This window comes from Campylobacter suis (assembly GCF_905120475.1).
Classification (GTDB): domain Bacteria; phylum Campylobacterota; class Campylobacteria; order Campylobacterales; family Campylobacteraceae; genus Campylobacter_A; species Campylobacter_A suis.
This window is the reverse complement of the sequence record NZ_CAJHOE010000002.1, coordinates 127933-147854: the sequence shown is the minus strand read 5'-3', so window position 1 is coordinate 147854 and position 19922 is coordinate 127933. Positions and strand designations below refer to the sequence as shown.

Below are 19922 nucleotides of genomic sequence, written 5' to 3'. Positions count from 1 at the left end.
GGACTAACTAGTCGGGTTTTGACTACCGACTAGTAAAATTGATACTCAGTCCCCAAACACCCTAGCAAAAATTCTATCTACATTTTTTGTGTAGTATTCATACTCAAAGCACTCTTTTATCTCGTCTGCCGAGAGTGAGCGTGCTAGATCTTCATCGGCTAGTAAATTTTGTAAAAACAAGCTTTCGCCATTTGCATTTAGCGCTGGTTTGCCGCCTTGCAGATCTGCCCAGACCTTCATCGCGTTTCGCTGCACGATCTTATATGCATCTTCGCGAGAGATCCCACGCTGTGGAAGTTGCAAAAGCACACGCTGAGAGAATACAAGACCGCCAGTTAGATTTAAATTTTTCATCATATTTTCAGGATAGACGACTAGGTTTTTAACTAAATTTGTAAGGCGTGCGAGCATAAAATCAGCCGTTATAAACGCATCTGGCAGTATAAATCTCTCGACCGAGCTGTGGCTGATGTCGCGCTCATGCCATAGGGCGACATTCTCCATCGCTGGAAGTGCGTATGAACGTAGCATTCTGCAAAGTCCAGTTACATTTTCGCTTAGGACTGGGTTTCGTTTGTGTGGCATCGCAGAGCTGCCCTTTTGCCCTGGGCTAAAATACTCCTCCGCCTCATAAACTTCGGTGCGTTGATAGTGGCGAATGGCAACCGCGATCTTCTCGCAACTTGACGCGAGTATGGCGATTGCGTTCATCACCTGTGCGTAGCGGTCGCGTTGTATGACTTGATTTGACGCGGGTGCGACGCCAAGTCCTAGCTCTTCGCATGTAAGCTCTTCAAGCTCGAGCGGTGCGTGTGCGAAATTTCCCATCGCTCCGCTTATCATGCCTACGCTGATGACCTTTTTTGCGTGTGAGATGAGTTCTTTGGCGCGTTTTATCTCATCAAACCAGATCACCAAAACCAGCCCAAAAGTTATCGGTTCGCCGTGAATTCCATGGCTTCTGCCTACCATTAGCGTATTTTTATGCTCGTTCGCGCGCTGTTTTAGTGCGTCAAGTAGCTCATCGATATCGGCTTCGATTAGCTCGATACTATCGCGAATTTGAAGGGCTACAGCAGTATCGATACAATCGCTTGAAGTCATACCATAATGCACAAATCTACTCTCATCGCCCAAACTCTCGCTCACACTTGTTAAAAACGCGATCACATCGTGCTTTGTAACTTTTTCTATCTCATCGATTCTATCGACATTAAAACTAGCATTTTTACAAATTTTATCACAATCATCATCGCTGATAAAGCCCAGTTTATTCCACGCTTTTACAGCCGCCTTTTCGACTTTTAGCCATGCACTATATTTTGCCTCAATGCTCCAATTTTTTGCCATTATCTCGCGAGAGTAGCGTTGTACCATAATATGCCCTTTATTTGAAATGTTGTATAATTTTGGAGTGTTGATTATACAAAAATAGCTCTGAAAAGCTGGTTAAAATCTACAAATAGAAGGAAAAAATTGCCCTATATAAATAAAAAAGTAGCCATTGCAGACGGCAAAAAAGCGTATGAAATTTTAATCTCGCTCGGATATGATATGAGAACGGCACAACGCCTTATAGATAGGGCTAGACTTGCGTGTAACGGCGAGGTTGTGCGTAAGAAAAACGCTATCTTACGTGGCGAAGTAACGCTGGTTGAGTATGAGTGTGAGCCACGGGGGCTAAAGCCAGTCTTTGAAAGAGCAGAGTTTGCGGTGTTTGACAAGCCAAGCGGGGTGCTAAGCCATCCAAACGGCAGACACTGCCAATATTCGCTTAATGATGAAATTTACTCGCTTTTTGGGCGAGAGGCAGCCGTGGCTCATCGGCTGGATAAAGAAACTAGCGGACTCATCGTCGTGGCAAAAAATAAGGCTTCGCAAGTGGAGTTAAAGGGGCTATTTGAGAGTAGGGCTGTGAGCAAGAGCTATCTGGCAATGGTGCGTGGCAAGGTGTGCGTGAGCGAGCTTGTAAGGCGTGGTTTGGCGATGAAATTTAATGCTTTAAGTGATGAGAAATTTTACTCCGATGAGTTTGGGCGTGTGAAAAATGGCGATGTGTTTGCTTTGACGATCGGTGAAAAATCAGCAGAAAAAAATGGCAAAAATTTGGAGCAAGAATTTTTAAAGAGTGGTTTTGGCTCGTTGCTACGCGATAGGATAAATTTAGAAAATGAAATTTTTGTCGTAAATGCAAGTATGGTACTTGCGAAAAACTACGATGATGTGAAAACTAGAATGCAAATTTGTAGCAAGGCTCAAGATGGCAAAAGTACCGTGACGGTGTTTGAAGTACTGTGCTATGATGAAAGGGTGGACGCGAGTTTGCTTCGGTGTTATCCGCTAACTGGACGGCAACATCAGATAAGGTTGCATTTGTTTCACGTGCAACATTGCATTTTAGGTGAGCCACTTTATGGGCTTGGACAAGATGATGTGGTGAGAATTTTAGACGGCGAGATGAGCGAAGATGAGCGGGTAAAACTCACCGGTGCAAGTCGGCTTTTGCTTCATGCGGATAAAATTTCATTTGAGTTTAAGGGCGAGAAATTTCAGATAAAAAGTGCGGTTGATGTGAGAACGGAATTTTATAAAAATTTAAAGTAGTTTTTATTTTAGCCTAAAATTTTTATTTTCTTCTGCTATTATTTCTAGTTCTGCTAGATTTTTACGATTTTGATTTAAAAGCTCGTCAAATTTAAATCCTAACATCACAATACGATAAAGTTCCGGTTTATTTTTTCGCCAATTATAGATAGTTTTTGTATCAATTTTCAAAATTCCAGCCATATCTCGTTGTGATAAATTTACCATTTTACTTACCTTGTTTTTGTATGATTTTAGACTAAGAATTTATAACTCTCAACAAAGTAAATATTTCTTTACTTATATAATATATAAGTAATAATTACTTATATTTATTAATTATTAAGGATATAGAATGTAATATTTCCTTATAAAACTTTTTAAAGGAGCAAGTTATGCCAAAAATAAATTGGAATGGTAGAGAGTGTGACGGCTGGGTGTGGGATGGTAGAGAATTGAAACCAAAAAATGGTGCAACCTCGAGCAATACTTGGATTTATGAAAGAAATGAGCTAAAACCAAAAAATGGAGCAACCTTAAGTAACACATGGATAGTCCAGGGAGATAAGGTTAAGCCAAAAAATGGTGCCAACTCATCAAATACCTATGATGCAAATGGGGCTCCGCTACCTATAATCGCTGGTAAAGTTGCATTAAGATTGTTTTAGGTGAGCTTTATGGAGGATTTTTGGGGAGCCAAATATATCCTAGATGATAGATATTTTGCATCTGATTTATTAAATAAGGGGCGAAGTTTTAAGAAATTTTTTACTATTTTTACTGAAAAAATTTTCAAAATAAACCTAAAATCCGCCATAATATCTCATAAAATGAATGAAGAAAGTATAGTTTTTCCACTTATATATCCTAGTGAAAAATACAATTATAGTGCTATTTCATATGCGTTATACGAGCAATTTGACTGCGTGATTAGTGAGTTTGCATATAAATCAGACTGTAAATTTAATCAAAGATTTATCGATTTTGTCGCTTTTAATGAAAATCTTAGTATTGCCATGGAAGTTAAACGCATCGATTTAGAATATGATAAAAATTTACGCAATAACACTTTAAATATTATATCTAATGACTTTTTACAACTTTATGATATGCAAAAAACCGTTTTAGCTATGACTTTAAAATTCTTTTTGTAATTTGTCCCATATGGGTCAAAAAATCTAAAAAATCACTGGATAAATTAAAAACTGATAATGCAAATTTGCCTAAAAAATTATTGGATAATATTGCTACTTGGCTCGATGGTCGGAGAAATTCTAGTGTATTGTGTGCTACGCTTGATATGGGTGAGTGTATATATGGCGATAAAATTTTACCTTTTGAAGGTGAAAATATACCATATATTATGCTTTTTGCTATTGTTTTGGGAAATAAAAATATTAAAAATAAATATTAAAATGAGATCATATGCAAAATATTAAAACAATCATATCATCAAATTTATGGAATAGTTTTATTTTTGGTGTAATTATGCTAAATGCTGTTGTTTTTGGGCTTGAAACCATACCTAGTCTTGGAAAGTATGAGTTTTTATTTGCCATGATAGATAATGTTTGTTTAACTATTTTTACGATTGAAATTTTTATACGTTTTTATGTTTATAGGCTTGAGTTTTTTACAGATAAAGTAGAGCGTGGTTGGAATATTTTTGATTTAATTGTTATCGGTGTTAGTATTTTTTCTATAAGTTATATAATACTGCGAAGTTTTCGTGTTTTACGGCTCTTGCAAGTCTTTTCTCATTTTACTTCTATGCGACTTGTTACTAGTGCTATTTTACACACTATACTAGCTATGTTTTCGGTTATTATTGTATTGATGGTATTTTATTACGTGTACGCATTATTGTGCGTAAATTTATTTGGAGCTGAGTTTCCAGAGTATTTTGGGGATTTAGGCAGTAGTTTTTTTACACTTTTTCAAATTATGACTTTTGAAAGTTGGTCTGAGAGCGTTGTCAGACCTATAATGAAGCTTTATCCATATGCATGGATATTATTTGTTGGTTATATTTTTATAGTTTCTTTTGTCGTATTAAATTTAATTGTGGCTGTTATTGTAAATAGTTTAGATGAGATAAAACAAAAAGGTAACGTTTAGTTTTGTGTAAAACACCATCATAATGTATCTTGTTATTGGTTATTGTTTGGTGTAGATTTTTTGATACTATTATAAATTTAGTTCATTTGTATCGGTTTTGTTGGTATTTTTTGTTTGGTAAAATAATTTTATGTCTCATGAAAATGTTAGTAGATTTGATTTATAGCCATTTTATTTTATGGCTATAAAATTGTATTTAACTAGCAACGATTATTTTGCAGATAATTAAACTCACTTCTTCTCATCGCGCACGACTTTGATGACAAAGCCAACTCCCACTAACGCCACAACTGCTAAAAATACAATCTGTGCTATATCCAAAACACTCACGCCTTACTCCTTTTGTTAGTGTTAGTTTTGTTTGAGATTTTATTTTTTGCTGTTTTTAAACTGCTATCGTTAGTGGCTTTGTTAGACTTTTTGTTAGCGCTAGTTTTTAGCGTTGATTTAGCTATTTTGATTAAGTTTTTACTAACGGCATTAGCTCTTTGTGAGTTTTGTTTTTGGCTTGTCTTGTTAGCAATTTTTTGTGATGAAATTTCACTCACATTTTTACTAACGTTAGTTTGATTTTCACTAATAGCATTTGGAGTGATCTGCTCCTTGCTTCGCTCTTTTAGCTGACCACAAGCTGCTGATATGTCAAGTCCTTTGCTTTGGCGGATCGTGCAACTAACGCCGTGAGCCGATAGGTAGTCTTGAAATTTTATCATCGTTTCGGTATCTGGACGCGTGTATGGACTGCCTTCGTGCGGATTAAAGTAGATGAGATTTACCTTAGCTTTGATACCGTGCAGTAGTTTTACGAGCGTTTTGGCGTCTTTTATGCTGTCATTTAGCCCCTTTATCACGAGATACTCAAACAGCACTCGCTTACGCATATCGACTGGAAACTCACGCACCGCTTGCATAACGGCCTCGATGTTATATGCTTTATTTACCGGCATTAGCTTCGTTCGTAGCTCATCGGTAGTGGCGTGAAGCGAGATGGCAAGTAGCACCCCAAGATTTAGCTCACCTAGCTTTTTTATCTGCGTTGCAAGTCCGCTTGTGGAGATGGTTTGACGGCGAGGAGCGATAGCAAGTCCGTCATTTTCTTTTAAAATTTCAACCGCTTTTGCGACATTTGCTAGGTTGTCAAGCGGTTCGCCCATACCCATATAGACGATGTTTATACGGCGCTCATATGGTATGTTGTTTGCCCTTTTTATCCATAAAATTTGCCCCACGATCTCGCCGGCACTGAGGTTTCTAGTAAGTCCGCCCTTTGCCGTCAGACAAAAGCTACAGCCCATGCGACAGCCTACTTGTGAGCTAACGCATATGGTGTAGCGGGCGTGGCGTTTTATGCCCCCATCTTCGTGCGTCATCTCCTCTTTCATCGGTAGCAAGACGCTCTCTATGCGTGAGCCATCGGTCGCTTCAAAGAGGTATTTTATGCTTTTATCTTGGCTGGTTTCGCTTCTGGCGTATTTTAATGGCTCGAAGTGAAAGCTTTGTTTTAAATTTTCGCGGAGTTCTTTTGGGAGATTTGTCATCTCATCAAAGCTGTCTGCGTACTTTTTGTATATCCACTCATAAATTTGCTTTGCACGAAATTTTGGTGTGACGAGCGTTTCAAGCTCGGCGAGTGTGAGGTCTAGTATATTTTTCAAATTATTCCTTCGATTTCTAAGTAATGCGTGAGCATATCTTTGGCTAGGGCGTGATTTTTGATAAACTGTGCGTGTGCGTTTGGCTCACAAAAATTTGTCGCGATGAGTATGCCGCGAGCTGGGATATGAAAATTTTCGGCTGTTTTTAGCACGGAAAATAGCTCCATATTCTCCGCTTTTGCACCCAGATTGTGAAGCTTTTTTGCACTCTCTTTGTCTTTTGTGATGAAATTTGATGAGTTTATAAATGTTTCTCGTGAAACATCGCTAAAAATTTCTTGTGGAACTGGCACATAAGACTTATCATCAAGTAGTGAAATTTCGATGTTTGCAGCGTTTTTATACTCAAAAATTTCAAACAACTCTCCGCTATCATAAAGCCCAGCCGTACCTATAAACACAACCTCGCTTGGCAAAAATTTCTTACCATTTTTGCTTTGTCTATCAAGGAATTTAGCCAAAATTTCACACTTGATATACTCGGTGGCCAAAATTTCTTGAAAGATTTCGCTTGAAATTTTCGCACATTTTAGCTCATCAAAAAGGGTGAGTTTGGTTAAAATTTTACTTAGCCGTATCGCACTATCCACTAGTCCGATACCGATTGGCACGGCAAACTCAAAACTCTCACTCTTCCCAGCACACACTATCAATCTACTCATTTTTTCTCTCATTTTAAAATAGTTAAAATAATAGCAAAATAGTGATAAATTTTAGCTATCGTGGCGTACAAAATGATATAAAATCAGTCTAAATTTTAATAAATTTGCAACCAAAAAAGCACTTTATAAGCATATGTAAAATGTAGGATAATTTTTAAAGGACAAAAAATGAAAAAGCACAAGAAACAAAGCAAAATTTAGATAAGGCAATACAATTTTATATAAAAATCTTGCGATGGTGGAGATGATTTAGGTTGTCAAAATTTAAGTAGTTTAAATCTTAATACTAAGGGTGATCAAGCAGATGTTGAGCGTATAATAAGCTCATGTCAAAATAATGACATGCTAAGTTGTGCAAATATTGGAATATATTTTTTCTATCTCGGATTATGATAAAGCTACATATTTTCTCACAAAGGCTTGTTTGCTTAGCAAAAAGACGCAAATACTCGTTTAAATCAAGATTTTAAAGAAATTTGGGAAAATAGTTGTGACATAGCAAATAATTTAATCCAAATTTTAGATAAATAAAATTTTTATGTTTTTGACTAAGTTGGTCTTTAAGACTAAATTTATATGCTTAAAAACACTTGCGTTAAGGTGGCAGTAGTCCATATACAATTTAAAAATATTGTATCATCATTTTGTAAAAGAACACGTTTGGTAAAATTTAATAAAAATGGATTATATAAAAAAATCATAAAATCAAACTTACGACAACGCCAAATTTACAGCTTGTTCTATGTGGATTTGTGTAGTATCAAAAAGCAAAATTTCGCTGTCTTTTTGCTCTATCAAAAGTCCGATTTCAGTACAGCCCAAAATCACTCCGCTAATCTCATTAGAGTGAGATTTTATGATTTGCAAAAAGCGATTTTTGGTGACTTGCGTGATCTCGCCCTTACAAAGCTCATTAAAAATTGTATCATTTATAAATTTCATATCATTTTCATTTGGAACTACTACATTTACACCGCCATTTACAAGCACTTCTTTATAAAAATTTTCACGCATAGTATAGCTTGTGCCAAGTAGCAAAACGCTTTTTACTTTGGCATTTTGTAGGGTTGTTAATGTGGCTGTGGCGATATGTAAGATAGGGATTTTTACGCTATTTTGGACCATGTCATAGACTTTGTGCATGGTGTTTGTGCATATTAAAATAAAATCCGCTCCGCCAAGTTCTAAAATTTTTGCGTGACCTGCCAAAATTTCACCTGCTTTTTGCCACTCATTTTGCCTTTGGGCTTTTTCGATCGGTTCAAAATTTAGACTACTCAGTAAAATTTCAGCACTATTTAAACCGCCCAAACGCTCGTTTATAAGCTTGTTTATGCCTATATAATAGCTCACACTTGATTCGTAACTCATTCCGGCTATTAGTCCGATTTTTCTCATATTTTTCCTTGCTGAAGTTTTTAATTGAGCGTTTAGCGTCTAAAATTTAAGCTTAAAACTTAAATTTACACTCTTACACTAACGCCGTTTTCGCTAAGATAGCGTTTTAAGGCTAAAATTTCTATCTCTTTAAAGTGAAAAATGCTTGCCGCCAGTGCCGCGTCAGCTCCCGCTAAAAATGCGTCCTTAAAATGCTCCATACTCCCAGCTCCGCCACTTGCGATGACTGGGATATTTAGCTCACGGCTCATTTGCCCTGTAAGCTCTAGCTCAAATCCTGCCTTCGTGCCGTCCGCATCCATCGAAGTTAGCAAAATTTCTCCAGCTCCGCGACTCTCAACTTCTTTCGCCCACTCAAAGGCGTCAAGCCCAGTATCCACGCATCCACCGTTTATAAATACATGATAGCCTTGCTCTGTTTTTTTAGCGTCAATCGCCACGACCACACACTGAGAGCCAAATTTTTTCGCGGCTTCATCGATGAGAGTGGGGTTGTGAATGGCGGCTGAGTTTAGGCTCACCTTATCACAGCCTACGTTTAAGAGTGCCGAGATGTCATCTACGCTTCTTATGCCACCGCCCACGGTTAGCGGGATAAAAAGCTCACGAGCGACCTGTGCTACGACATCTACGATGGTTTTGTTACCGCGGTGCGTGGCCGTGATATCAAGAAAACACAGCTCATCAGCGCCCTCTTCGTTGTAGCGTTTGGCTATCTCCACGGGATCGCCCGCGTCGATAAGTCCTACGAAATTTACGCCCTTTACAACGCGACCGTCTTTGACATCAAGGCAAGGGATAATGCGTTTTGCAAAGTAGTTCATTTTTATCCTTTTTTGGATATTGTAGCAAAAGTAGGCTTATTTTGTTTGTAAAAACTTTATATTTTTAACTAATTTACTTTTAATAAAACTTTTGTAAGTATTTTTTGGATACAATCGGCGGATTATGTTAAAAGCGAAGAAAAAATTTGGTCAAAATTTCTTAAAAGATGAGAGCATTTTAACGCAGATCATCCAAGCGATACCCAAGCAAACGACGCCTGATTTTGGCGGGCGAGTTGTGGAGATTGGGCCTGGCTTAGGTGATTTAACTTCTTGGCTATTAAAGAGCGGATATAGCGTGAGTAGCTACGAGATAGATGATGATCTCGTGCCACATTTAGAGCAAAAATTCGCAGATTTTGCCAAAGATGGACGATTTAAACTGATACATAAAGATGCAAATTTAGCATGGGATGAGCAGGGTAGCTTGCTTGATAGACCTTATATAATGGTCGCAAATTTACCTTATTATGTCGCGACAAAAATGGTGCTAAACGCACTTAAAGACGGCTTTTGTGCTGGTGTGATAGCCATGGTGCAAAAAGAGGTCGCGATAAAATTTACCTGTAAGGGCAGGGAGAGCGAGTTTAGCTCACTTGGTGTTTTGGCAAACATTAACGCTAAGACGGAGTTGCTTTTTGATGTGGCTCCTGAGTGCTTTGAACCAGCCCCAAAGGTAATGTCATCAGTTTTTAAGATAAGCAAAGAGCAAAAGCTAATCGCGCCTGATGGGGTGTTTGCAAGCTTTAGCGAGTATGAAAAATTTCAGAGCTTTTTAAAGAGCTCTTTTAGCTCGCCAAGAAAGACTTTGCTTAAAAATTTAAGCCAAATTTGCGATAAAGCTTTTTTAAATGAAGCTTTTGCGAGTTTAGAGCTTAGTCAAAACATTCGTCCGCATGAGTTAAATGCCTTATTATATTTAAAAATTTACAACATAATAAAGGCAAAAAATGAGCGAAAACAATAACGAGGTAACTGGAACGAGCAAGGCAAATAAAAAACGCCGCTTTCGTCCAAAAAACAAAAACAAACAAACTAACGCGACTAACACAAGCACAGCGTTAGTTAGCACACAAGCACAAAGTGTTGTGGATAACTTCTTTGCAGCACCTTTTGATGATAGCAAAAAGCCTGAAAAAACAACTCAAGATAACACTAACAAACAAAATAACAAAAGGCATAACACTAACAAAAATACTAACCAAAAAGAGCAAAATTTTAACAAACCAGAACAAAAACAAAACGAAAAAAAGAAAAAAATTCGTAAAAATTTACCAGCTAAACTAAATGGTAATGAGCCTTGGCAACAAGATATAGCTTCAGCTATGCAGGCAAATGAGGCTGCTCACCAGCTAATACTCGAGCCATTAAAATACCTAAACTCAAGTGATCATAAGGTTCGTGTGATACCGCTTGGAGGTCTTGGTGAGATAGGTGGCAATATGACTATCTTTGAGACTGATACAAGTGCGATAATAGTTGATATAGGCATGAGTTTTCCAAGTGAGAGTATGCATGGTGTCGATATACTTATACCCGATTTTGATTATGTAAGAAAGATAAAGGATAAGATAGCAGGCATCATCATAACTCACGCACATGAAGACCATATCGGTGCAGTGCCTTACTTCTTTAAAGAGTTTAAATTCCCTATCTATGCCACGCCACTGCCGCTTGGCATGATAAATAATAAATTTGAAGAGCACGGACTTAAGAGTGAACGCTCGCTATTTCGCTCAGTAGAAAAACGCAAACCTTATCTTATCGGTGACTTTGAAGTTGAGTGGATACATATAACTCACTCTATTATCGATGCTTCAGCACTAGCCATAACAACAAAAGCGGGCACGATAATTCATACTGGAGACTTTAAGATAGACCATACTCCAATAGATGGTTACCCAACCGATCTTGGTAGGCTTGCTTACTATGGTGAGCGTGGGGTGCTATGTTTAATGAGTGATAGCACAAATAGCTACCGAGATGGCTTTACAAAGAGTGAAAGTAGCGTTGGAAAGACATTTGATTCGATATTTTCAAAATCAAAAGGTCGCGTTATAATGAGCACATTTAGCTCAAACATACACCGAGTATATCAAGCTATTGAGTGGGGACTTAAATACAACCGCAAAGTTTGTGTTATCGGCAGAAGTATGGAGCGAAATTTATTTACGGCTATGGAGCTTGGATATATAAAGCTAGATAAAAAAATCTTTATCGATGCAAATGAGGTTAGTAAATTTAAAGATAACGAAGTCCTTATTGTAACTACAGGCTCACAAGGCGAGACGATGTCAGCACTTTATCGCATGGCAACTGATGAACATAAGTATATAAAGATAAAGCCAACCGATCAGATAATAATAAGCTCAAAAGCTATTCCTGGTAATGAAAGTAGCGTTTCAACCGTTCTAAACTTTTTAATAAAATCAGGCGCAAAGGTCGCGTATCAAGACTTTAGCGAAATTCATGTTAGCGGACACGCTGCACAAGAGGAGCAAAAGCTCATGGTAAGACTTGTAAAACCTAAGTTTTTCTTGCCAGTTCATGGGGAGTACAACCACATAGCAAAACACAAAGAGACAGCTATAAGCTGTGGTGTTGATGAGAGAAATGTGTATTTAATGAGCGATGGTGATGTTGTTGAGATATGCCAAAAATATATGAAGCGCGTTCGTACTGTAAAAACAGGCAAGGTATTTATAGATAATCAAATCAACAAACAAATATCTGACGATGTTGTGATCGACCGTCAAAATCTCGCCGAAGCAGGCGTTGTAATGATTATCGCGCAAATTTCTAGTCACGAGCAAAAGCTCATCGGAAAGTCGCGTGTTATTAGCTACGGACTTGTTGCAAACAAACAAGATGCTGAGTTTAGTCGCGAGATGCAAGAAATTTTGGTTCAATTTTTAAGCAATGTCAAAGAGGAACTTTTAAAAGATAATAGAATGCTTGAAAGCCAGATTAGGCAAGTTATACGCAAGCATATCTTTAGAAAAGTTAAAAAGTATCCAACTATCGTTCCGATAATATATGTGATGTAAGGATAATAATGAGCGAGCTTATAAAAATCGCACAAGAAGTTTTGAAGCTAGAGGCTAGTGAGCTAACAAGAGCAGCGCAAAATTTAGAAGCTGGATTTGCACAGGCGGTAGAGCTACTTTATGCTTCAAAAGGCAAAGTAGTAGTAACTGGAGTGGGCAAGAGTGGGCATATAGGCGCAAAGATAGCCGCAACACTGGCAAGCACTGGAACGCCAAGCTTTTTCTTACATCCGACAGAGGCTATGCACGGCGACCTTGGCATGATAGGCAAAGATGATATCGTGCTTGCTATCAGTTTTAGCGGAGAGAGCGATGAGTTAGTTAAAATTTTGCCTCACATTAAGCGTTTTGGTGTTAGTATCGTTGGTATGGCAAAAAGTCATCAAAGCTCGCTTGGTCAATTTTGTGATGCATTTGTTAGCATAGATGTTAGTAAAGAAGCTTGCCCTTTAAATGCCGCACCTACAACATCTACAACACTAACACTGGCACTAGGAGATGCATTAGCTGTTTGTTTAATGCAAAAACGAAATTTTAAAGCCGAAGACTTTGCTAATTTTCATCCCGGAGGCAGCCTAGGCAAGCGACTTTTTGTAAAGGTAAAAGATATAATGCTAACACAAAATTTACCTATCGTTAGTGATGATGTTAGTTTAAAACTTGCTATAGATACGATGACTCACGGTAAAATGGGCAATGTTTTATTAACTAACAAAGATGGCTTGTTAGTTGCGGTTTTAAGTGATGGCGATCTTAGACGAGCCTTGATGAGTGAAAATTTTAATATCAACGAAAAAGCTATAAACTATGCCACTAAAAATCCAAAAGTACTAGATGATGAAAATATGCTTGCTATTGATGCGCTTGCCTTGATAGAAAGGTTTAAAATTCAGCTTCTTATCATTGCTAGCGAAGGTAAAGTAAAAGGCGTGATTCATATTCATGATTTAACAAGTTTAGGATTAAAATAATGCAAAAAATGCGTCTAAATAAATTTATATCTCATAACACAAACTACTCACGCCGCGAGGCTGACGAGCTTATTAGACAGGGCAAAGTTAGTGTTAATAACAGAGTTGTTAGTGAGCTTGGTGTTAGTGTTAGTGATGATGATAAAGTAAAAATAAATGGGCGTCTCGTAAGACTCAAAAAGGATTTTACGATGATTGTCTATCATAAACAAAAGGGTGAGTTAGTAACTAAAAAAGATGATCGTGGACGAAAAACGATATATGATAACTTACCTAACGGTTTATCAAAATTTGTTAGTATTGGGCGACTTGACTTTGCAAGTGAGGGTTTGCTGTTACTAACGGACGCCCCAGCTATCGCAACGGCACTTATGGCAAGCGATATAGAACGCGAATATTATCTTAAGGTAAAAGGTGAGATAACTGAAGAGGTAAAAACCGCTATGAGAGAAGGATTTTTTGCAGCTGATGCAACTAAAGGCGCACATGCCAAAACTGCCATAAAATCAATGGAATTTAAGCCATTTGTGGCATTTGATATCTTTGGTAGTAGTGGTGGTTATACCAAACTTCGAGTTATGATAAATGAGGGTAAAAATCGTGAGCTAAGGCGGTTTTTTGGCTATTTTGATCTTGAGGTTGTAGAGCTAAAGCGTGTTGCATTTGGCAGGGTTGATCTTGGGACTTTAAAAGAGGGTAAGTGGCGATATTTTAATAACAGCGAATATGACGACTTAAGAGATTTTATAAAAGTAAATAAAATTTACTACTAACAAAAAACTAACTAACACTTATAAACTTAGTGTTAGTTAGTGCTCTTAAAGATTTAGCTTAAAAGCTCTTCGTTAAATTTTTGCTCATCAAAATTTTTATCAAGATATTTGCAAATTTCTAAAAGGTCACGGCGTGCTGTGTCAAAACAGCTAGTAGCTCCTGGGCTTGGCGTCATATTAAAGACTATACCGTCGTTTGTACTAATGCGCCCTTCGCCAAGCTCAAGCTGCTTTGTATGCCTGTTTATGACCTGTGGTCTTACTCCGCCAAACCCACTAGCATAGTATATATCCTCCTCTTTTAGGCTAGGCACTATCTTTCTAGCATCTTTTATAAATTCCTTTTTATTTACTAGTGGAATTTCAAATAAGAAATTTCTTAAAACATATCGCCTAATGTCAGCATCTTTTATCAAATTTATAAAGACTTCAAGTACATTTTTATCAAGTTTTAAAGAGCTTAAAAACTCCAAAAAGCTAGAGTTTCCGTGATAGCGCTCAAGTTTTGGCATGACAAGCGCTGTTGGTCCAAAGCGAGTGTTACCGCTAGCTAATATATCTGGATCGCCATGAAGCGCTGCAAAGGGTAATTTATTGTTTTGTACCATATAAACTTTACCATTTAAAAGTCGTTTTTTTGTTAGGTAAAAGCTACCCGCCACAGGCAGCGTACTAAGGTCTAGCCCATAGCCCATTTTGTGTGCTAGATAAAGAGAGTGACAGCCAGCATCTACGACTACATAGCTAGCGCTTATGGCTTGCTTATCGCTTGTTTTTAGGTAAAATGTATCGCCTATTTTTTTAATCTCTTCAACATTGCAATTTAGCTTAAGCTTAAAGCCTTCTCCGCCTAAAATTTGGGCATTTTTTACAAGTGAGTTACACATCGCACCAAAGTCCATTGTGGTATAAGTACCATTGTGAGTGCCCATGGCTACGATATTCTCTTTACGCTCTGAGCCATCTAGCTCAAAGACTACGCTAGGTTCTATCCGTTTTAGATCCTCTCTTTCATAAAGCTCAAGATATGGGTAAATTTCTTTAAATTTTTCATATCTAGCTCTAATACTTGAGACCTCTTTGTCTCCAACGGCTAAGACCATCTTTTGATGTGCAAACATAAATTTCCCATCATAGCCGTGCTTTAGGGCGTAATTTACTGGCATTTTAGCTATTTGTGCGACACTCTTAGCCTTTTCAAAGCTATAATTTGTCTCTATATCTCCGCAGTGTATTGTCTGTGAGTTACATCTACCATTTGAGTTTAGGGTTGCAACTCCCTCATATTTCTCCAAAAGTGCAACATTTTTTATATTTGTAAAAGCTGCCAGCTCATAAAATAGCGCGGTTCCGCTTGTGCCAGCTCCTATGATAACTACATCAAAATGCCTATTTTGCATATTTGCCCCCAAGTTTTATTGTGGGCAAATTGTAGTCATAAAAAGCTTTAAAATAGCCTAAGTTTTTGTTTTAATTTTAACACTTTTTTGAAAAAATTTCACAAAATTTTAAAATTTACTTTACAAAAAAGGCAAAAAATATTATAATTACGCAAAACTTACATAATGAGGAAAAACTATGCGTCGTCCCATGTCAAAACAGAGTAAAGAGAGCTAAACTCCGCGCGAATTCATACTTTTGTAAGGTTAAAAATTTACTCAAGCTAACCTCTCATTTAATCGGCAAAGAATACTATAAATTTCACTTTTCACTACGAAAATCTGGCTGTCATCCACCTTTGAATTTACTTTTTTAACACTTTAAAACATAATTAAAAAATATAAAATAAAAAGGAATAAAAATGATAAAATCTTACGTTACAGGTTTTCCAAGAATTGGCGAAAAAAGAGAGCTTAAGCGCGCGCTTGAAGGGCTTTGGAGCAAAAAAGAGGGCTTTGATGAAGCAAAGCTTGAAGACACAGCAAAGACGCTAAAAGCACGCCACTGGGCCTATCAAAAAGAGGTCGGCATAGATCTCATCTCAAGCAACGACTTCTCACTTTACGATCTTATGCTTGATACGATTTACGCGCTTGGGTGCATTCCGTTTAGATTTCGCGGACTTAGCGGACGCGAACTATACTTTGCTATGGCAAGAGGCGAAAAGTCAGCCGTGGCTATGGAGATGACAAAGTGGTTTAACACAAACTACCACTACATCGTGCCAGAGCTAAACAAAGACACGAAATTTAGTCTAAATAGCGAAAAAATCATCGCCGAATACAACGAAGCAAAGCAAAACGGCATAAACACAAAGATAAACCTAATCGGCCCTATCACATTTTTAGCGCTATCAAAGACCACAGATGATAGCTGTGCGTTTTGCCATTTAGACGCTGTAGTAGGCGAGTATGCAAAGCTTTTAGAGCAAATTTCAAAGCTTGATGATGAGGTGTTTGTGCAGTTTGATGAGCCAATATTTGTAACGGATAAGGGCGACGCGCTAAGCGATAAGATCACGCCAGTTTATGAAAAACTCACAGGCGTTTCAAGCAACATTAAAATCATATTTATGACATATTTCGAGCACGCGCTAAACGCTGTAAATGAAGTGTTAAAGACTAAAATTTATGGTCTTGGACTTGACTTTATACACGGCGCAAAAAACACACAAGCCCTACCAGCTCTTGCAAACTCAGATGTAAAGCTATTTGCCGGTGTTGTAGATGGTAGAAATGTTTGGAAGGCAAACATCGATGAGAAGGTAAAATTTGTCAAAGAGCTTGAGAGTAAGCTTGGTGGAAAGGACTTTTACATCGGCTCATCTTGCTCACTACTTCACGTGCCATTTACCCTAAAATACGAAAAAAAACTAAACGATGAAGTAAAAAGCTGGCTAAGCTTTGCGGTTGAAAAACTAAGTGAAATTTCTATCATCACTAGCCTAGCAAACAACAAAGAGCTATGCGAAGTCGCAAGTAAAATTTACGCTCAAAATAAAGCAAGCGCAAACTCTCGCGCAAGCTCGGCTCTTATACACGATAAAGCAGTCAAAGATCGCGTGTCAAATTTAAGTAAATTTGAGCGAGATATGAGCTTTGATGAGCGTATCAAGATACAGCAAAAAGCCCTAAACTACGGCGTTTTACCTACGACTACGATAGGAAGCTTCCCGCAAACCGTAGAGCTTCGCGTAGCGCGTCAAAATTTCAAAAAAGGCGAGATAAACAAACTAGCTTATGAAAACCACATCAAAGCCTACATTGATGAGTGCGTGAAATTTCAAGAGGAGTGCGGGTTAGATGTGCTAGTGCATGGCGAGCCTGAGAGAAACGACATGGTGGAGTACTTTGGCGAGCAGATAAAGGGCTATGCGTTTAGTGAAAATGGCTGGGTGCAAAGCTACGGTAGCCGCTGCGTCAAGCCACCGCTTTTGTTTGGCGATGTGAGCCGCCCAGAGCCGATGACTGTGGAGTGGATACGCTACGCACAAAGCAAGACAAGCAAGATAATGAAAGGTATGCTAACAGGCCCTGTGACTATGCTAAACTGGTCATTCGTGCGCGATGACATAAGCCGTGCCGAGGTGGCAAAACAGCTCGCACTTTGTATCTATGATGAGATAGCAGACCTTCAAGACGCTGGCATTAAGGTCATTCAAGTAGATGAAGCGGCGTTTAAAGAGGGCTATCCGCTAAGGGCTGAAAATATCGGTGCGTATGAGAAATTTTCAGTAGATTGCTTTAAGCTTTCAGTCGCTTCTGCGCGTCCTGAAACGCAAATCCACACACATATGTGCTACTCTGAGTTTAACGACATTATAAAAACTATAGAAGCTATGGATGCTGATGTCATCTCGATAGAAACGGCAAGATCAGGCAACGAACTGCTTAAAATTTTTAAAGCAGTAGGCTATAAGCAAGAGGTTGGTCCAGGTGTTTATGACATCCACAGCCCAAGAATTCCAAGCGTAGATGAGATGGTCGCACAGATAAAAGCACTGCTTGAAGTGCTTCCAAAAGAGCAACTTTGGATAAATCCAGACTGCGGACTAAAAACTAGAAAATGGGAAGAGGTTGAGCCAAGCCTTAAAAATATGGTCGAAGCGGTTAAGATCGCTAGAGCACTTTAATATATTTTACTTATAGTTGCCCGAGCTTGGGCAACTTTACCTTCTTTTTAAAGAAAATCCTTGCTAAAAAACAGAATTTTAAACAAAGAAAAAGAGCTAGTTTTATACGCTCTAACCCCACCAAAAGCTGAGTTTGATGAGCAAAAACTGTGCGAAATTTCAGATCGATGGAGCGGTCGCATAAACGACATAAACGCCGACGGACTCGTGCTTTACGAGGTGCAAGATGAGAGTGGGCGAAGTGATAGTGAGCGGACATTTGAGTTTAGCGGGACATTAAGCCCGCAAAGATATTACTCAAACTACCTAAATGTCAGCACAAATCCCGTCTTTTATAGGGTCGCTGGGGCGTATGATGAGAGCAGTTTTCGCAAATCTTTAAAACAACAAAGCGCAAATTTGAATGTCTTGGTTGGCGCCACACACTCGCACCAAAGTGTGAGCTTAAGCCTACAAAGGGCGTATGAGATAGCGTGTGAGTTTGATGAGCTTGTGGTTGGTGGGGTTTGCATAAGTGAGCGCCACGCTAAAAAGGGGGATGAGCCTAAGAGAATGCGCCAAAAGCTAGAAATGGGGGCAAAATTTTTCATCTCGCAGGCGATTTTTGATGCACAGCTTGCGAGGCAGTTTTTGGCTGATTGCGCTAAGGCTAGTATAGATGTGCCTATTTTTCTTACATTTAGCACGGCAGGTAATGCAAAGACGCTTGATTTTATAAAATGGCTTGGTGTTAGCGTGCCAACAAGCGTTGAGGATAGGCTAAATAAATCAAGTGATTATCTAAATGAAAGCGTGCAAATCATCAAAGAAATTTGGGGCGAGCTTAAAGAATTTGGCGATAAAAATGGGCTAAATTTGAGCCTAAATATCGAAAGCGTGATGGCAAAACGAGCCGAGATAGAGGCTAGTTTGGTTCTTTGCAAGCAGTTAAAAAATATATGAAAATATGATATAATTAAGATATAAAAAGTATAAGGAGAAATGAGATGAAAAGATTGGGTTTAATTGGGATAATGGTATTAGGATTAATAAATTTTGCAGTTGCAAATCAGGCTAATAAAATAGATGATATTTTATCAAAAATTGACACAACCCCTAAAGTTGAGTTTAGTGAAGAAGAATGCACTCCTGAAATGAGAGCATTGACTAATTGTAAAATTACTAAACCCTCTTATGATATGCCAGGTGGAAAGGGTAGCCTTGATAGAATATTGGGTAGAGACCCTAAAACTGGTAAAGTAGAATCATTTAGGGATGTAAGTTATGATGAGGGAATGCTAAAAAGAGCTAAAGATAGATATAATAAGTCTCTTGAAGATTTAGACAAAGCCAAAAAAGAGCTAGAGATAGCAACTCAAAATAAAAACACTCAAAAAATAGAAAATGCGAAAGAAAATTTACAAGATAAAGAAAGAGATGTGGAACTTTACAAGGTTAAAGTAGTTGATTTAGAAGCTAGAAAAAAAGAAGCAGAGAAAAAGGAAGAGTAAGAAAACAATAAAATTTCTTATACTCAGATAGCTGTGCTATAAAGTTTTGGCGTAGGCAATAAGCTAGGATATAAGTCCTAGCTTCTTAAGTTTTTAGTAAATTTGGATAGATGATGATTATAGCGCCTATGAGTGCGATGAGTGAGCCAAGTAGGTCATATCTTGTAAAGGCTTGTTTTTCAACAAAATTTAGCCACAAAAGCGAGCAGATGATATAAATCCCGCCATAAGCTGCATAAGCACGCCCAGCAAACTCGCTCTCAACACGAGTAAGAACAGAGGCAAAAAGTACAAGCGATATTATGCCAACGCCTAGATACCAAGCTGGT

General features: G+C 38.1%; 18 protein-coding genes and 1 pseudogene. 11 read left to right on the top strand and 8 right to left on the bottom strand.

The features are described 5' to 3' along the window. Positions 1-45: 45 nt before the first annotated feature. A complete protein-coding gene (gene purB, locus LQV35_RS05680) occupies positions 46-1377 on the bottom strand; it encodes an adenylosuccinate lyase (protein ID WP_230056904.1) in 1332 nt (443 codons plus the stop codon). A 99-nt stretch (positions 1378-1476) separates the two neighbouring features. Between purB and LQV35_RS05675 the strand changes: the two genes are divergently transcribed. Continuing rightward, positions 1477-2604 (top strand): RluA family pseudouridine synthase, encoded by a 1128-nt coding sequence (locus LQV35_RS05675; protein WP_230056903.1) that lies wholly within the window; start codon positions 1477-1479, stop codon positions 2602-2604. Between the two features lie 3 nt (positions 2605-2607). Here the strand turns inward: LQV35_RS05675 and LQV35_RS05670 are convergent, their stop codons facing one another. After that, positions 2608-2811 carry a transcriptional regulator gene (locus tag LQV35_RS05670; RefSeq protein WP_229933218.1) on the bottom strand — a complete coding sequence of 68 codons (204 nt, stop codon included), beginning with the start codon at positions 2809-2811 and terminating at the stop codon, positions 2608-2610. A gap of 167 nt (positions 2812-2978) precedes the next feature. Between LQV35_RS05670 and LQV35_RS05665 the strand changes: the two genes are divergently transcribed. From LQV35_RS05665 to LQV35_RS05655, 3 genes are all read left to right on the top strand, one after another. Further along, positions 2979-3251, top strand: a complete 273-nt coding sequence (locus tag LQV35_RS05665) for a hypothetical protein (protein WP_230056902.1) — start codon at positions 2979-2981, stop codon at positions 3249-3251. 9 nt (positions 3252-3260) lie between these two features. Then, positions 3261-3737 carry a hypothetical protein gene (locus LQV35_RS05660; protein ID WP_230056901.1) on the top strand — a complete coding sequence of 159 codons (477 nt, stop codon included), beginning with the start codon at positions 3261-3263 and terminating at the stop codon, positions 3735-3737. Positions 3738-4008: 271 nt separating this feature from the next. Next, the gene (locus LQV35_RS05655; RefSeq protein ID WP_230056900.1) at positions 4009-4701 is read left to right on the top strand and encodes an ion transporter; all 693 of its coding nucleotides are present in this window, start codon (positions 4009-4011) and stop codon (positions 4699-4701) included. 542 nt (positions 4702-5243) lie between these two features. On the opposite strand, the pseudogene rlmN reads toward LQV35_RS05655, so the two are convergent. From rlmN to hisF, 4 genes and pseudogenes are all read right to left on the bottom strand, one after another. Then, a pseudogene (gene rlmN, locus LQV35_RS05650) lies at positions 5244-6356 on the bottom strand (dual-specificity RNA methyltransferase RlmN); the annotation flags it as partial. Beyond that, positions 6353-7018, bottom strand: a complete 666-nt coding sequence (locus LQV35_RS05645; protein ID WP_230056899.1) for a purine-nucleoside phosphorylase — start codon at positions 7016-7018, stop codon at positions 6353-6355. The gene LQV35_RS05645 and the pseudogene rlmN, both read right to left, overlap by 4 nt. Before the next feature lie 711 nt (positions 7019-7729). Then, positions 7730-8416: an aspartate/glutamate racemase family protein gene (locus LQV35_RS05640; RefSeq protein WP_230056898.1), complete on the bottom strand. Its 687-nt coding sequence runs from the start codon at positions 8414-8416 to the stop codon at positions 7730-7732. A 65-nt stretch (positions 8417-8481) separates the two neighbouring features. Beyond that, entirely contained in the window at positions 8482-9240 is a 759-nt protein-coding gene (gene hisF / locus LQV35_RS05635) for an imidazole glycerol phosphate synthase subunit HisF (protein ID WP_230056897.1), read from the bottom strand. Positions 9241-9364: 124 nt separating this feature from the next. On the opposite strand from hisF, the gene rsmA reads away from it, so the two are divergent. From rsmA to LQV35_RS05615, 4 genes are read left to right on the top strand one after another with little or no spacing between them, the layout of a single operon-like run. Then, the gene (rsmA, locus tag LQV35_RS05630) at positions 9365-10207 is read left to right on the top strand and encodes a 16S rRNA (adenine(1518)-N(6)/adenine(1519)-N(6))-dimethyltransferase RsmA (RefSeq protein WP_230056896.1); all 843 of its coding nucleotides are present in this window, start codon (positions 9365-9367) and stop codon (positions 10205-10207) included. Then, positions 10191-12287, top strand: a complete 2097-nt coding sequence (locus tag LQV35_RS05625) for a ribonuclease J (protein ID WP_230056895.1) — start codon at positions 10191-10193, stop codon at positions 12285-12287. Before rsmA ends, LQV35_RS05625 begins: the two co-directional genes overlap by 17 nt. Before the next feature lie 8 nt (positions 12288-12295). Next, positions 12296-13258: a KpsF/GutQ family sugar-phosphate isomerase gene (locus LQV35_RS05620; RefSeq protein WP_230056894.1), complete on the top strand. Its 963-nt coding sequence runs from the start codon at positions 12296-12298 to the stop codon at positions 13256-13258. Positions 13259-13266: 8 nt separating this feature from the next. Next, positions 13267-14031, top strand: coding sequence for a pseudouridine synthase (locus tag LQV35_RS05615; protein WP_230057011.1), 765 nt, complete (start codon positions 13267-13269; stop codon positions 14029-14031). A gap of 53 nt (positions 14032-14084) precedes the next feature. Here the strand turns inward: LQV35_RS05615 and LQV35_RS05610 are convergent, their stop codons facing one another. Then, positions 14085-15431, bottom strand: a complete 1347-nt coding sequence (locus LQV35_RS05610) for an FAD-dependent oxidoreductase (protein WP_230056893.1) — start codon at positions 15429-15431, stop codon at positions 14085-14087. A 401-nt stretch (positions 15432-15832) separates the two neighbouring features. Between LQV35_RS05610 and metE the strand changes: the two genes are divergently transcribed. Genes metE through LQV35_RS05595 form a run of 3 tightly spaced genes read left to right on the top strand, consistent with a single transcriptional unit; the run spans position 15833 to position 19593 of the window. Beyond that, positions 15833-18103: a 5-methyltetrahydropteroyltriglutamate--homocysteine S-methyltransferase gene (gene metE, locus LQV35_RS05605; RefSeq protein WP_230056892.1), complete on the top strand. Its 2271-nt coding sequence runs from the start codon at positions 15833-15835 to the stop codon at positions 18101-18103. 60 nt (positions 18104-18163) lie between these two features. Further along, a complete protein-coding gene (locus tag LQV35_RS05600; protein WP_230056891.1) occupies positions 18164-19045 on the top strand; it encodes a methylenetetrahydrofolate reductase in 882 nt (293 codons plus the stop codon). Positions 19046-19089: 44 nt separating this feature from the next. Further along, positions 19090-19593, top strand: a complete 504-nt coding sequence (locus tag LQV35_RS05595) for a hypothetical protein (RefSeq protein WP_230056890.1) — start codon at positions 19090-19092, stop codon at positions 19591-19593. A gap of 85 nt (positions 19594-19678) precedes the next feature. Here the strand turns inward: LQV35_RS05595 and LQV35_RS09175 are convergent, their stop codons facing one another. Further along, entirely contained in the window at positions 19679-19894 is a 216-nt protein-coding gene (locus LQV35_RS09175) for a YnfA family protein (protein ID WP_230057010.1), read from the bottom strand. Positions 19895-19922 lie beyond the last annotated feature (28 nt).